At 48.3% G+C, this 14,380-nt stretch carries 12 protein-coding genes; 10 read left to right on the forward strand and 2 right to left on the reverse strand.

The window, feature by feature from the left end:
- The first annotated feature begins 29 nt into the window (after positions 1 to 29).
- The 3 genes from queA to metK all read left to right on the forward strand — a co-directional run bounded on the left by queA (position 30) and on the right by metK (position 3,161).
- Entirely contained in the window at positions 30 to 1,088 is a 1,059-nt protein-coding gene (gene queA, locus DW039_RS15860) for a tRNA preQ1(34) S-adenosylmethionine ribosyltransferase-isomerase QueA (RefSeq protein WP_005825296.1), read from the forward strand.
- A gap of 2 nt (positions 1,089 to 1,090) precedes the next feature.
- On the forward strand, positions 1,091 to 1,567 hold the full coding sequence (gene folK, locus DW039_RS15865; RefSeq protein ID WP_117681561.1) for a 2-amino-4-hydroxy-6-hydroxymethyldihydropteridine diphosphokinase: 477 nt from the start codon (positions 1,091 to 1,093) through the stop codon (positions 1,565 to 1,567).
- A gap of 301 nt (positions 1,568 to 1,868) precedes the next feature.
- On the forward strand, positions 1,869 to 3,161 hold the full coding sequence (metK, locus tag DW039_RS15870; protein WP_005825299.1) for a methionine adenosyltransferase: 1,293 nt from the start codon (positions 1,869 to 1,871) through the stop codon (positions 3,159 to 3,161).
- A 104-nt stretch (positions 3,162 to 3,265) separates the two neighbouring features.
- On the opposite strand, the gene DW039_RS15875 is transcribed toward metK, so the two are convergent.
- Both DW039_RS15875 and DW039_RS15880 read right to left on the reverse strand, forming a co-directional pair.
- On the reverse strand, positions 3,266 to 5,212 hold the full coding sequence (locus tag DW039_RS15875; RefSeq protein ID WP_034525440.1) for an ATP-binding protein: 1,947 nt from the start codon (positions 5,210 to 5,212) through the stop codon (positions 3,266 to 3,268).
- A gap of 155 nt (positions 5,213 to 5,367) precedes the next feature.
- Positions 5,368 to 6,090 (reverse strand): helix-turn-helix domain-containing protein, encoded by a 723-nt coding sequence (locus DW039_RS15880; protein ID WP_005825301.1) that lies wholly within the window; start codon positions 6,088 to 6,090, stop codon positions 5,368 to 5,370.
- A gap of 180 nt (positions 6,091 to 6,270) precedes the next feature.
- On the opposite strand from DW039_RS15880, the gene DW039_RS15885 reads away from it, so the two are divergent.
- The 7 genes from DW039_RS15885 to DW039_RS21105 all read left to right on the forward strand — a co-directional run.
- Positions 6,271 to 6,414 (forward strand): hypothetical protein, encoded by a 144-nt coding sequence (locus DW039_RS15885; RefSeq protein WP_225982629.1) that lies wholly within the window; start codon positions 6,271 to 6,273, stop codon positions 6,412 to 6,414.
- A 100-nt stretch (positions 6,415 to 6,514) separates the two neighbouring features.
- Positions 6,515 to 6,829: a hypothetical protein gene (locus DW039_RS15890; protein ID WP_008662326.1), complete on the forward strand. Its 315-nt coding sequence runs from the start codon at positions 6,515 to 6,517 to the stop codon at positions 6,827 to 6,829.
- Between the two features lie 47 nt (positions 6,830 to 6,876).
- Positions 6,877 to 7,740, forward strand: a complete 864-nt coding sequence (locus DW039_RS15895; RefSeq protein WP_005834029.1) for a DUF4373 domain-containing protein — start codon at positions 6,877 to 6,879, stop codon at positions 7,738 to 7,740.
- Between the two features lie 186 nt (positions 7,741 to 7,926).
- Positions 7,927 to 8,415 (forward strand): HU family DNA-binding protein, encoded by a 489-nt coding sequence (locus DW039_RS15900; protein WP_005825310.1) that lies wholly within the window; start codon positions 7,927 to 7,929, stop codon positions 8,413 to 8,415.
- Between the two features lie 158 nt (positions 8,416 to 8,573).
- Positions 8,574 to 9,014, forward strand: a complete 441-nt coding sequence (locus DW039_RS15905; protein ID WP_005825313.1) for an N-acetylmuramoyl-L-alanine amidase — start codon at positions 8,574 to 8,576, stop codon at positions 9,012 to 9,014.
- A 26-nt stretch (positions 9,015 to 9,040) separates the two neighbouring features.
- On the forward strand, positions 9,041 to 9,142 hold the full coding sequence (locus tag DW039_RS20970) for a smalltalk protein (protein WP_005825315.1): 102 nt from the start codon (positions 9,041 to 9,043) through the stop codon (positions 9,140 to 9,142).
- Positions 9,143 to 9,232: 90 nt separating this feature from the next.
- Positions 9,233 to 14,380 (forward strand): DUF6443 domain-containing protein (locus DW039_RS21105; RefSeq protein WP_207810809.1); only part of this gene is annotated, 5,148 nt, incomplete at its 3' end.

Raw genomic sequence — 14,380 nt, forward strand, 5'->3', positions numbered from 1 at the left:
AATAAATAACTTATAACTCATAACTAATTATGAAACTGTCGCAATTCAAATTCAAGCTTCCCGAAGAGAAGATAGCTTTGCACCCCACGAAGTACAGAGACGAGTCACGTCTGCTGGTGTTGCACCGTAAGACGGGTGAGATTGAGCACAAGATGTTCAAGGATGTTCTGGACTATTTTGATGACAAAGATGTGTTTATCTTCAACGACACCAAGGTTTTCCCTGCCCGCTTGTACGGTAACAAGGAAAAGACCGGTGCGCGTATTGAAGTGTTCTTGTTGCGTGAGTTGAACGAAGAGCTCCGGTTGTGGGATGTACTGGTGGATCCTGCCCGTAAAATACGTATCGGCAATAAGCTCTACTTCGGTGACGACGACTCTATGGTGGCTGAGGTTATCGACAACACCACTTCGCGTGGGCGTACGCTTCGTTTCCTTTACGACGGTCCGCACGATGAGTTCAAGAAGGCGCTCTATGCGCTGGGCGAAACGCCGCTGCCCCACAGCATCATCAACCGTCCCGTAGAGCCGGACGATGCCGAACGTTTCCAGTCTATTTTTGCACGCAACGAAGGAGCTGTTACGGCGCCTACCGCTAGCCTGCACTTCAGCCGCGAGCTGATGAAGCGTATGGAAATCAAGGGTATTGACTTTGCCTACATCACCCTGCATGCCGGCTTGGGTAACTTCCGCGACATTGATGTGGAAGACCTCACCAAGCACAAGACAGACTCCGAGCAGATGATTGTGAACGAGGAAGCCGTACGGATTGTGAACCATGCCAAAGACCTGAACCGCCAAGTCTGTGCCGTAGGTACCACCGTGATGCGTGCCATCGAGAGCACCGTCAGCACCGACGGACATTTGAAGGAATACGAGGGTTGGACCAACAAGTTCATCTTCCCGCCGTACGACTTTACCGTGGCCAATGCCATGATATCCAACTTCCACATGCCGCTCAGTACCCTGCTGATGATTGTTGCCGCTTTCGGCGGTTACGAGCAGGTGATGGAGGCATACAATGTGGCATTGAAGGAAGAGTACCGCTTTGGTACGTATGGAGATGCGATGCTGATTACAGATCGGTAATTATGGTTGTTTATTTCAGTCTTGGTACCAATCTCGGCGATAAGGAGCAGAACCTCCGCATGGCCGTCCAAAAGATAAGAAAGCAGATAGGTGAAGTGATTTCCCTATCTGCTTTTTATGCTACTGCCCCGTGGGGCTTTTCTTCCGATAATACTTTTCTGAATGCCGCACTCTGCGTAGACACTGCTTTGGCACTTTTGGAGGTGTTGCAAACGACGCAGGAAATCGAGCGGGAGATGGGGCGTACGCATAAGTCTGTCAATGCAGTGTATAGCGACCGTGTGATAGACATCGACCTGTTGCTCTGTTTTGCCGATGACGGTACTCCCGTTTTGCTGGATACGCCCGAACTGAAACTTCCTCATCCGCTGATGCAGGAACGCCGTTTCGTGATGGAGCCGTTGGCGGAGATTGCTTCAGGCGTGGTGCATCCGGTATTGGGAAAGACAATCGGGGAATTGTTGCAAAATCAGTGTTAATCTCTGCTATCTGTAGCGCAGATACAAGATTTCTTTTTTATCTTTGCCTCCGAAAAGCGAAGATAGGCTGCACCTCAGCATAAAAAATGAACAAGTTCATTTTGTTCTGCGTTCGGTTTGCACTATCTTTGCCCCCGAAAAACGATATGTGGAGAGATTTGAGTAGCTTGCAACCACAGAAAAAAATGCTAAAACACATCCTTTTCTGACGGCACGTTTGTGTGCCGGATGCATCTACTCCACACACCTCCTTCCGCCATTCGTTGAATTATCAATTATCAACTATCAATTCTCAACTGAAATGGGATATTTATTCACATCCGAATCGGTGTCTGAAGGACACCCCGACAAAGTGGCCGATCAAATATCGGACGCTGTGCTTGACAAACTGTTGGCCTACGACCCCAGTTCGAAAGTAGCTTGCGAAACTCTGGTTACTACCGGTCAGGTAGTGCTGGCTGGAGAAGTGAAAACCAAAGCGTACGTTGACATGCCTCTCATCGCACGCGAAGTAATCAAGAAAATCGGCTATACCAAAGGCGAGTATATGTTCGAGAGCAATTCGTGCGGCGTGCTGAGCGCCATCCACGAGCAGAGCCCCGACATCAACCGCGGCGTGGAGCGACAGGACCCCATGGAACAAGGTGCCGGAGACCAGGGGATGATGTTCGGCTACGCCACCAACGAAACGGAGAATTACATGCCGCTTTCACTGGACCTTGCACACCGCATCCTGCAAGTGCTGGCAGATGTCCGTCGCGAAGGCAAGGTGATGACCTACCTCCGTCCCGACGCCAAGAGCCAGGTGACCATCGAATATGATGACAACGGCACACCCGTACGCATCGATACCATCGTAGTTTCCACCCAGCACGACGACTTCGTACAGCCTGCCGACGACAGCGATGCCGCCCAGCTGAAGGCCGACGAGGAAATGCTCGCCCAAATCCGCCGGGATGTAATCGAGATTCTGATGCCGCGTGTCATTGCTTCCATCCATCATGAAAAGGTGCTGGCACTGTTCAACGACCGTATCACATACCACGTCAACCCCACGGGCAAGTTCGTAATCGGTGGTCCTCACGGTGACACCGGGCTGACGGGACGCAAGATTATCGTAGATACCTACGGCGGCAAGGGTGCCCATGGCGGCGGCGCTTTCTCCGGAAAGGACCCCTCTAAGGTAGACCGCAGCGCAGCTTATGCAGCCCGCCACATTGCCAAGAATCTGGTAGCTGCCGGCGTTGCCGACGAAATGCTGGTGCAGGTAAGTTACGCCATCGGTGTGGCACGCCCCATCAATATTTTCGTAGATACTTATGGCCGCAGCCACGTCAATATGAGCGACGGTGAGATTGCCCGTAAGATTGACGAGCTGTTCGACCTTCGCCCCAAGGCAATAGAAGACCGCCTGAAACTGCGCAACCCCATCTATCAGGAGACTGCCGCCTACGGACACATGGGCCGCGAGCCGCAGACCATCGTCAAGCATTTCAAGAGCCGCTACGAAGGCAACAAGGACATTGAAGTGGAACTCTTCACCTGGGAGAAGCTGGATTATGTGGACAAGGTGAAAGCCGCATTCGGTTTATAATCAGCATAGCTTTACGGCTATTTATATAGAAGGCTGCCCTTCTGCAGATACCGATGTTTCGGAGGATGCAGAAGAGGCAGCCTTTGTTGTTTTGGTCTTGCTCTTCAAATGGATTTTTTCACCGGCAGTACAAACACGAACCTTGCCCCCTCCTTGTACTCCTTGTCCAGCAGCACTTTCCCTTTCAGCCGTTCGGCGATGAGGCGGCAGATATTGAGTCCCAGACCGGTGCCTTGCCCGAAGTTGTCGGCCTTTTCAAAGCGTTCGAAGATGGTTTCCGAGTATTCCGGGGGAATGCCGGTACCGGTATCGGTGACGGAGAAGGTGACGTATCCGGGATGCTCTGTGAGGGAGCAGTGCAGGCGGATTTCGCCTTGTGTGGTGTGTTTCTCTGCATTGGTAAGGAAGTTGATGAGTATCTGGCACACACGTTGCCCGTCGGTGCTCAGTTCGTAGCAGTCGTCCACTTCGGAGGTGTAGTAGAGCTTCACGCCTTCGGGCTTGCGGTGTTCAACGGTGGTTATGGCTTCCCGGCAGAGCTTGTTGCAACTGTGCGGCGCTATCTTCATGGTGTATCTGTTGCTTTCCAACTCGGCTGCGCTGAGGATGTCCCCCACCAGTGTAAGGAGGAGGTCGGAATTGTGCTGTATGAGATGGCAGAAATCCTGCCTTTCCTCTTGGGAAAGGTTCGCGTCGGGGGAAGTGATGAGTTGTGAGAAGCCCACGATAGAGTTGAGCGGTGTCCGTATTTCGTGACTCATGTTCTGCAGGAAGATGCTCTTTGCCTTGTTGGCTGCTTCGGCTTGGTCGCGCGCTTCGGAAAGTTCCTCGTTCTTGTGGCATAGTTCGAGGTTGACTTTACGTTTGCGGTGGAGGTAGAGCATCAGGAAAAGCAGGGATAACAGCAAAAAGCCGGTGACAATGCTGAAAAGAGTGATGCGGTAGCGCGAGGTGGCCTGTATGTTTTCCATTTTCAGACGTTCGGCGCCTATCTGGGTGTTCAGTTCGGCGATGTCCGACAGTTGCAGGAGATTGTTCGTCGAATCCAACTGCTGGTGGTATTTTTTCAGATATTTGATGGCATTGGGATAGTCTTTGGCGCATTCGTAAATGTAGGCATGTTGTTGCAAGCCTTTCTCGGACAATTGGTCAGCGTGGGCATGGGCCTGCTCATACTGTTTGTCCAGTATGTTCTTGCTGATGTGGGCTATCAGTAGGGAAACGCTGGCAGAGAGCTTGCAACGGTCCGCCATTTGTACGGCTTCTTTATAGCAGTCGTTGAATTCATCTATACGTCCCTGCCGGAATAGTACCAGGCATTTCTCTATCATGGCTTGGGCTATGTTCCGTTCTGTTTTGGCGCTCTTCAAGGCTTTTTCGCAATAGTCCAGTGCGGTGGCGTAATCTTTTTGGGTGTTACGGTAATATTCGGCAAGGCTTGAGTATAGTTGGCTGGGATCTTGGTCGGGCATATTCTTCAGCATATAGTCCAAGGCTTCCTGATAGTATTGGGCGGAGAGGTCGAAGTTTCCGCGTGATTTGTAGATATGGCCCATGGTTCGGATACAGCTGAAGATACCGTAAGGGTATCTGTCGGCAAAAGCTTGCTTTTTCATTTTTTCCGCTTTCTGCAAGGCGAGCAATGAGCGTTGTTGGTTCAGGAAGTAGATGATTTCGCTGCTCCAAGCGTGATAATAATATTGCAGATAGTTATTGGCACGTGAAATCTCTTTCAGGTCAGTGGATGCCTTTTCTATTTTGCTATCATCTTTTTGGGATATATAGAACTGCAGGGGGATGATGTATGCCAGGCATTGTGCTTTTTTGTCACCGAGTTTCAGAGCCTGTTGATACAAAGTGTCGGCCACCAGCAACCCCTCCTGCTGGCGTGCCTGCTTGGAAGCCCGCTGGTAGATGGGGTAGAGTGCATCGTCTATCTTGTAGGGATTGTTCTGTGCTGCGGAAGGTAGGAACACCCATACTGAAAGCACTAGAAAACATAACCTTGAAAGAATGCACTCCCTCTTTGTTCTATTGGATGGAATAAGCATGTTTTTTTCCGGATACTTATTATTATGCCTATGGCATCGCAAAAATAAGATAAAAGAATAAATTACAAGCTTTTTTTGTATAATTTCTCTGTTTGCTTGTTAAATAGTCCTTGCCAGGAGCTTTCTTACGAAATTTCCGGTGATAATGCCGCCCTCTACATCATCATATTCTTCCTTATCGAGAACTTCACGATGGCCATTGCATTGACTGCCGCCAGCGGCAGGTCCATGGGGTCGTGGTGGTTGTTGTAGCTCACCAGACGGATGCAGTCCGGCCGTTCCGAGTGGTTGACGTATTTCACTGCCAGGTATTCGTCGCCGCCCCGTTCGAAGGAGACGAGATACATTTCACCGTAGATGACGTCGGTGAAGTCGCGGATGGACTTAAAGCCTACGATGTCACCGGACTTGAGGATGGGATACATCGAGTCGCCCGAGACGTAGACGGCACCGTCGCACACAGGGATATTGGGAATTACAATCCGCCCCAAGGCGTACTGCGGGCGGTCAGCCAGCAGTGTCTTCAGGTTGGCGGCGGCAGAGATGTCATAGAGGGTCACGCTACGGTCGTCCATAGGGTCGGCTGTTTTCGGTGTGTGAAGTATTTCCACTTCACCCTGTACCAAGTCATTGTCACAGAATTTTGAATGATGTGCAGGCGAGCCCTTTCCCGTCAGCAGCCAGTTGTAGTCCACGTCGTCCAGGCTGCCCAGCAGCAGGGGGAAGTCGATGCTGTTGCGGGCGTTCCAGTTGCTCAGTGTGGAGCGTGATATACCCAGAAAGGCGGCAAGTTCGCTGTCTGTCTTGAATTCTTTCGCCAGTTTGGCACGTTTTATGATGTCTGCCGCACAAAATACCGGGTCTTTGTCATTCGCCATATTCTTCAGTTTTTACGTGTAAATTATTCAGAAACTATTATCTCCTCATTTATACTGTCTTACGTCTTATTTAAGAATTTAATTCCCGATTTGTTTGTTTTATAAATGAAAACAGCATTATCTTTGTTGGGACAAAAATACATATCATGTTTTATAAATGCAAATAAAAGGGAGGGATTTATGGAAAATACACATCTGGTCTTTTATCCGGAAGCATCCGAATTTAGCAAAAATACTTACGAATTTGAAAAAATGGGCATCCGCCTTGCCGGATGTATAGATGAGGTGCGTTGGAAGTATAGATGCAACGCGCTGGATGTATAGATAGAATACGCTGGATATATACTTCCAGCAAACAGCCCCTACAAGCATCTTTGGCAGGGGCGTGCCGAAAAAATATTATTGTACTAATTCTTAACAAAAAATGGTTATGGAACAGATTATTGAAAAAAATGTTCGTTTCTGTGGATGTTGCCACAGAGAACTGCCCGTTGATTCTTTTTATGTAGACAAGCGTACGCTTGCCCCCGACAATTATTGCAAGGAATGCCGTAGGGCGATGAGCAACGCCCGCTACCGTCGCTCACTTCCAGCAAGCAATCCCCTCCGTTATCCGGTCATCACTGAAATTTCGGACTGTACCCTTCGTATGTATCTTATTCTGAATGCTTTGAAGGTAGTGCGCGAAAGCGTGCTCCGCAAGCGGAAACGCCTATGCGAAGCAGGTGATATAGAATGATACAAGCCGCTCTCTCCCCCTAATCACTAACCCCTAATCATCAAACCATGTCCAGAATCAAAAAACGGGGACTTGACTATTTCCCCTTGAACACAGACTTCATGCACGACCGTCTGGTGCGCCGCATCATGAAACGTGAGGGTGACGGCTCCTTTGCCATTCTGCTGGGCGCCCTCTCCTGCATTTATGCCGACGAAGGCTATTACGTGTGTGCCGACGAGCTTTTCTACGAAGACCTTTCCGCCTGCCTCTATGAAAAGACGGCTGCCGACGTGAAGCGCATTCTTGCCCTGGCTGTGGAGTACGGCATTTTCAATGCCGCCCTTTTCGGCAAATACGCCATCTTGACTTCTGCTGAGATACAGCGGCAGTATCTGTTCAGTACCAAGCGCCGGAAATCTTCCGCCATAGACACACGTTATTGTCTGGTGGATGATTCTCAGAGCGATGACGAGGCCGCGCCGACTGCCGCCGGGAGAGTGCCGTCTGCCAATGGAAGCGTGCCGTCCGCTGCCGAAAGTGCAGCATTTAAGCCCGAAAATGCGACATCGGGTACATATAGCACAGCAGAGCATAGCACATCACAACACAGCAAAGAAAATCCCCTCCTCCATAGTTCCCCCGGAACCGGGGGCACTGAGGGCGCGGATGTGCCATCCGCGGAGGGGGAATATCTTCGGAAAATAGAGCAACTGCAACCGCCGCAGGATGGCACGGACCGCAACCTGGACGGGTTGCTTTTCAATCTGAAGCAGTTCCATATTCCTCCGCAAGAGCAGTATGCCATTATCCTCAAAAGTAATTTCGGTGCTATCGGCCACCCTTTGTGGAAGGGCTTCTATGCCTTGCGCGAGAGTCATGGCAAGATACGGCAACCGGGGCGATACCTGCTGAGCCTGTGCTGTAAGTAAAGTTTTCGATTTGTGAATAAATTCATGAAGAAAAACGGTTTTTTTAATTTGCACACTTTTCCGGATAGCGTTATCTTTGCAATGTGGTTAAGCTTAATACACAAAAATAAAACAATGCTGTTTCATTTGAAAAAAACGAATCCTTGAATTTCAAGACAAACTATTAATTTTTAAAACAAAACTACTATGCCAGTAATTTACAAATCATTTCAGTCGGTTCTTGCCAACAAAGAGGGCAAGAAGCTTTTCTATCCCCGCGTGGTGCTGACGGGGAATGTGGACACCGAGCAGGTGGCCAAGGAGATTGCGGAATTGTCTTCCCTCTCTACGGGTGACTCGAAGAATGTCATCGACAACCTGGTGACCGTGATGACTCGCCACCTGCAGTCTTCCGAGAGCGTGACGCTGGACGGTCTGGGTACTTTCCGCCTTACGATGAAGTCCACCATGAACGGTGTGGAAGACCCTCTGAAGGTATCGGCTACCCAGTCCACACTACGAGTGCGTTTTCTGCCCACCTCCAAGCGTAATCTGGACCATACGGTGTCTACCCGTTCGCTGGTGACCGGGGTGAAGTGCGTGCGCTTCGACCTTCAGGACACGGCAGGTTCGGGCGGCAACGACGGTGGCTCGGGCGGTAACGACGGTGACCAAGGTGAAAATCCGTTGGGATAAGGCCATTTACGATTTGACGATTTACGATGTACGATTGAAATTCGTACTGCTAAATAACCGCGCCTATGCAGGCATTTATGATACGAAAAGTAATCGTACATCGTAAATCGTCAAATCATAAATTACTAATCTTCAATCATTAATCACTAACTAATCTTATGCGAAAAATCAACTACATCGTGGTGCATTGCAGCGCCACGCGGGAGGGCTGTACGCTTACTTCCGAGGCTCTGGAGGCAGAGCACCGCCGCCGTGGCTTCCGCACGACGGGCTATCACTACTATATCCGGAGAGACGGTACTGTGCTCGGAACCCGTTCCTTGGAACTGCCCGGTGCGCATTGCCGCGGTCACAACAAGTATTCGATAGGTATCTGCTACGAAGGCGGGCTGGATGCCCGGGGAAATCCGAAGGATACCCGTACGCCGGAGCAGCGTTCGGCCCTGCACCTGCTGGTGTACCAGCTGCTACAACAGTTCCGGAATGCCCGTGTATGCGGCCACCGCGACCTCAGTCCCGATTTGGACGGAGATGGGACGGTGGAGCCGTGGGAGTGGGTGAAGCAGTGTCCGTGCTTCGAGGTAAGTAAAGAATTTTAAAACAATCATCCTTAAAACATGGAATTATGAAAATAAGCAAAGAAACCTGGAAAGATATCTTGAAAATTGTGGGCACCATCATTGCCACCATAGCCAGTGTGCTGGGGGTGCAGGCGATGCCGCTGTAGAAACGGTATTACAAAACTAAAAAGTGTGCCGGAAGTTTAAATACCTACTTCTGGCGCACTTATTTAAGAAATATATAAATTTTATTGAATATGAAAAATAGAATCAAAGTATTGTTAGCTCTTCTTATGTTATTTGGCACAACACAGTCGGTATGTGCACAGGACGGTGGAGATATGAATAATCATCTTCTGCGGATAAATGATTATGTACCTGCTATTCCCGAAGCGGCAGGTATGCAATTGTATGGAAACATTCCTGTAAGTGAATACACAGGAACACCTGATATCTCTATACCGCTATATACCCTTAAATGTGGGCGTATAGAACTACCCATTACGTTGTCTTATCATGCGAGCGGAGTCAAGGTGGCTCAAGAAGCTACGTGGGTAGGTCTTGGTTGGAATCTTTTGGCAGGAGGGTGCGTCAACCTTAATGCTGTGGGCAAGGTAGACGCGACCTCTGGTACATTTGCTACTTGGGCTGAATGGGAGAAAATAAAATATCACTGGAAAGTACAGAGTGCTGATACGTTGAACTACCGTTCGGGGACCGAGGAACTGATGAATTTGTGGGGAAATTTAATGTTCGACCCCAATACGAGTAATACGACCAATGGAATTATTAATGAAGGCCTTATAGGGCAAGGTGAAAGAGATATATTTGAAGTTGCATTGTCCGGAGGAAGATCATTCAAATACTTCTTGCACCCCAAAAGTCAGACTCCTGTCATTATCGGTTCCAGGATGAATTGTAAAGTGTGGCATAGTGCTGAAAAAGTGATCATTACAGATGAAGCAGGCACATCTTATGCCTTCAGGCCTTATGCATTTGTAACTTCCAATGCTCCCTTGACTTATATGCTGACAAGTATGACGGATGTGACGGGACATACTATCACTCTAACCTATGTTACCGCCAGTTGCTATTCGGTGCCTGTTATGTCGGAGTATTATACCGTAGGTACTCCTCCGGACAATGACTATATAAAACGGAACTTTACTGCCGGCATTTCACAGACTTGCTATTTAAGCAAGATAGAAACCGATACGGAAGAAGTGATTTTCGAGATGGGAAGTCGTGAAGACCGCTATCCGGGAACTACCGGAAAACTGACAAACATGAAAATAAAGAGTAAGTTGGACGGGAAGGATGTGTATTCTTACCAGTTCAATTATGATTACTTCATTTGTCCCGAACAATCAGTCGGCGGTAATTACTTGTCATCGGACGATTATGGGTCGTCGTCTACCATACCCACCAGCGTACTTCGTAAACGTCTGAAACTGCTTTCTGTACTTCGAAAAAATGGCACTTCGCAGGGTGAAAAGCATACATTCACTTATAATGAAGCTGTGAACTTGCCTTATAAGACTTCTTTTGCCATAGACTATTGGGGATATTACAATGGACAGCAGAATACTTCCACGCTTACAAACCGTGTTCATACATTGATTCCCTCCCTGGAAGGTTTGACGAATGTTCCTTTATCCGGTTCTACCGCTGTCAGAAATTGTAGCCGGGAGTATATTACGGCCAATATGCTGAAGAAAATCACATATCCTACGGGCGGCAGTGTGGAGTTTGAGTTTGAACCTCACACTTTTGTAGGAGACAATCGTTTCATTTCTGCAGAGGATTTGAATAAGTATGACGCACAAGTCAAAGGTGTCAATACTGTCAACAACAACGACCTGATAGTGACGCCTTCCGCTACTTTCACTCTGCCCACCACGCAGGTAGTGACGGTGGATGCTCAAGTCAATTTTCCCGATTATGAAGTCAATCAAGTCACCGGCTCCGGAACCACTTTGCGGAAACTCGGTGCCGGAGGAAGTGTCATTAAATCGTACAAAGTGACTTCACAAAATACCAGTGGGCATGTGTATCATGTCAACGAGTCGTTCACATTGGAAGCGGGAGATTATGTCCTGACAAGTACATTGAGTTCTGCAGTTACCAATCAAGGTTATTCTACCCGCAATGCCAGTTCTGCTACTTTGACCTATAGAGGCGGTGGAACTGCAGTAAACAAAGACACATTGCAGAAAGTTGGCGGAGGAGTGAGAATCAAGACCATTACTAAAAAGAATAATACAGGTGAAGTGTTGGAACGTACCGGTTACTTGTATGAAAGCGAGAATCACAAGACCTCTGGCATTCTGATGTTCTCAGTCAAGTTCTATGATGATTTTAATGTCCGGCGCGGAAGCTATACCACAACTCCTGAAGGAGTGATACGCCCTTCTACCAGTTACCACACTTTCCGCCGTTTTTATGCTCAGGCGCAAACTCCACCAGCTTCTGCGCCCAATGCCAATCCTGTAGGTTACAGCCGTGTCGTCAAGCAGCGCGATTTTCTGGATGCGGGGAGAGAGGAACTCGTATTCAGTAACATAGCCGGCCAGGATTATGATGCTACCTTGGCTTATATGCCTGCCAACTATAATGGGCGACTACTGAAAAAGAGTATCTATGATGCCGGTAATATCTTGGTATGGGAAGACACCTATGAATATGAGATTGCAAACAAGTGGCAAGAATTGACCAACATCCGTGTAAGGGACAACTATGTGGGTCCGGTTAATTGCTATTCCGGCAGTATCACCTATAATGAAAACATCGGAGGACAGACGGTGAGCTTTAGAAATCCATTGGCTTATCACGGACGTTTTGAGATAACTTTATATCCGCATCTTACCTATGATATACGGTTAAAACGGGAAGTTTCGACGGAATATGCCCATGGTGTACCGGTGACGCAGGAAAAACTGTATACCTACAACAGTCGTAACCAGATAGCTACTTGCCGCACAAGTACCAGCCGTTCGGGCTATGTAATGGAAAGCTATGCTTATGCAGCGGATGTTTCTTACTACAAAGATGAATTCAAGGCTAATAACGTGCTTGATGCTGTACAGAACTACCAACGAACATCGGGAGGAGCGACGCTGTATCTGAATAATACGTACGGGGACGTCTTTTCTAAATTCACCTTGCAGTCCAGTGAAGAATATAGTAGTTTGTATCCTGAGAAAAGAACTGTTTCTTATAGGTATGATAGTAAATGGAATCCGGTGGAAGTTACTACTCCCGACAACATGTCTGTGGTCTATTTGTGGGGCTATAAATATTCTTTGCCGATTGCCCGTCTCAAAGGTATCACTTATGCGGAAGTAGTGTCTCGGCTCGGAACAACAGGTTTGGATGCTTTGTGTTCTGCCGGTTCACCCAATACGACGGCCCTCTATGCACTGAAAACGTCCTTCCCGGAATGCGAGGTCACAACCTGGCTTCACAATCCTTCTTATGGGCTGAAGGAGATAAGAAAAGCAACTGGTTTTAAGGATTTCTATCTCTATAATGCTTTGGGTGATTTATCTGATGTGCAGGATCATAACCAAAATCCTATTGCCTCGTACTTCTATCAGTGGTCTCCTGACGGCACTTCGCAGAATTACGTTCGCACTCATGCTATGACTGCAGCAGCAGGTAGCAAGTATATGGCAAGTTATGATTATTATGACGGCTTGGGGCGTCTCTTCCAGAAGGTACAAAAGGGAATTACTCCTGCCGGAAGTAATTTGATATCGTTACAAGAATATGATGGCGCAGGACGTCGTTCGGAGAGTTGGCTCCCAATTGTTTCCTCCTCTGTTTATATGTCTCCTTCGGCTATCAAAAGTGCGGCTCCGGGCAACTATTCAAGTGATTCCCGTCCCTACAGCAAGCCTGTTTACAGTGTTTCCCCATTAGACCGCATTCTGAAGCGATACTCTCCGGGAGCGGCATGGGCATCAAAACCTGTAACTATGGATTATCTGGCTAATTCTTCCGATGTGAATTGCATTAACTATTCGGTAAGTTCGTCTGGGGCACTTGTCAACAACGGTACTTATGCAGCCGGACAGTTGCGCGTGGTGAAACGTATTGACGAAGACCAACATGTTTCTTATACTTTCACAGACAAACAAGGCCATATATTGCTGGAACGCCAGATGCAGGGTAGCGAGCAGCATGATACTTATTATGTGTATAACGATTTGGATAACCTTTGCTTCGTATTACAACCGATGTATCAGAGTGTGTCAAACCTGGATCAATATGCTTTCCAGTACAAATATGACAACCGTAACCGTTGTAATTGGAAAAAGCTTCCAGGTGCTTCTGCCGTGAGCTATGTGTACGATGAGGCAGACAATATGATCTTTTCCCAGGATGGCAAGCAGTATGCCTCTAAGCAGTGGAGTTTCTATCTGTATGATAAGTTCCATCGTCTGGCAGTGCAGGGCGTTTGTTCCAATACGAATACGGCTGCAGTTTCGAATGTTATTGTATCATGTACACGGGTGAATAGCAACAGCGGTTTGGGTAACAGTGGATATACATCAAGCTTTGCCTTGGTGTCGCCCGAAGTCCATAGAGTAAACTATTATGACGACTATGCCTTCCGTAGTCTGACCGGTTTCGATAATGCCGGCTTTCCTGCGGCAACAATCGATGCCAAAGGATATGTCACCGGTAGTGTGATCACTGTTCTTGGCAGCAGTACAAAACTTTATTCGGCTAATTATTATGACTTTGAGGGACGCATCACAAAAACGGTTCAAGGCAATTTGCTGGAGGGTTATGATACGACGAACACTGTTTATACTTTTACCGGCAAACCGAAGACTGTGACCCATACACATAGTGCCAGCGGCAAGAGTACGCGCACGGAAGTATATACCTATACCTACGACCATGCGGACAGAATAAGTAAAGTGCAGCATAGTCTTGGTAGCACTTCAATCACTCTGTACGATGCGACTTATGACAACTTCGGTCGTTTGCTGACCAAGCAGTATCACGGAACGAGCACCAACAAACTGACGTACGCTTACAACCTGCGCAGCTGGCTGACTGGAATCAGTGGTACACGCTTCACACAGAACCTGTACTACAACACGGGTGTGGGTACTGCGAAGTACAACGGCAGCATCAGCAGCATGACCTGGAAGTCCGGGAATGAAAGCACCGTCCGCGGTTACAAGTTCACCTACGACGGACTGGACCGCATGCTGAATGCCACCTACGGCGAGACAGCAGGTATCAGCACGAACGCGAACCGTTTCAGTGAGAACGTGACGGGGTATGACAAGAACGGTAACATCAAGGGATTGCAGCGTTACGGGCAACTCTCTTCAGCCGCCTACGGCATGATAGACAACCTGACTCTCACCTTGAACGGCAATCAGTTG

The organism is Bacteroides sp. AF39-16AC (assembly GCF_003602735.1).
GTDB classification, from domain to species: Bacteria; Bacteroidota; Bacteroidia; order Bacteroidales; family Bacteroidaceae; genus Bacteroides; species Bacteroides uniformis.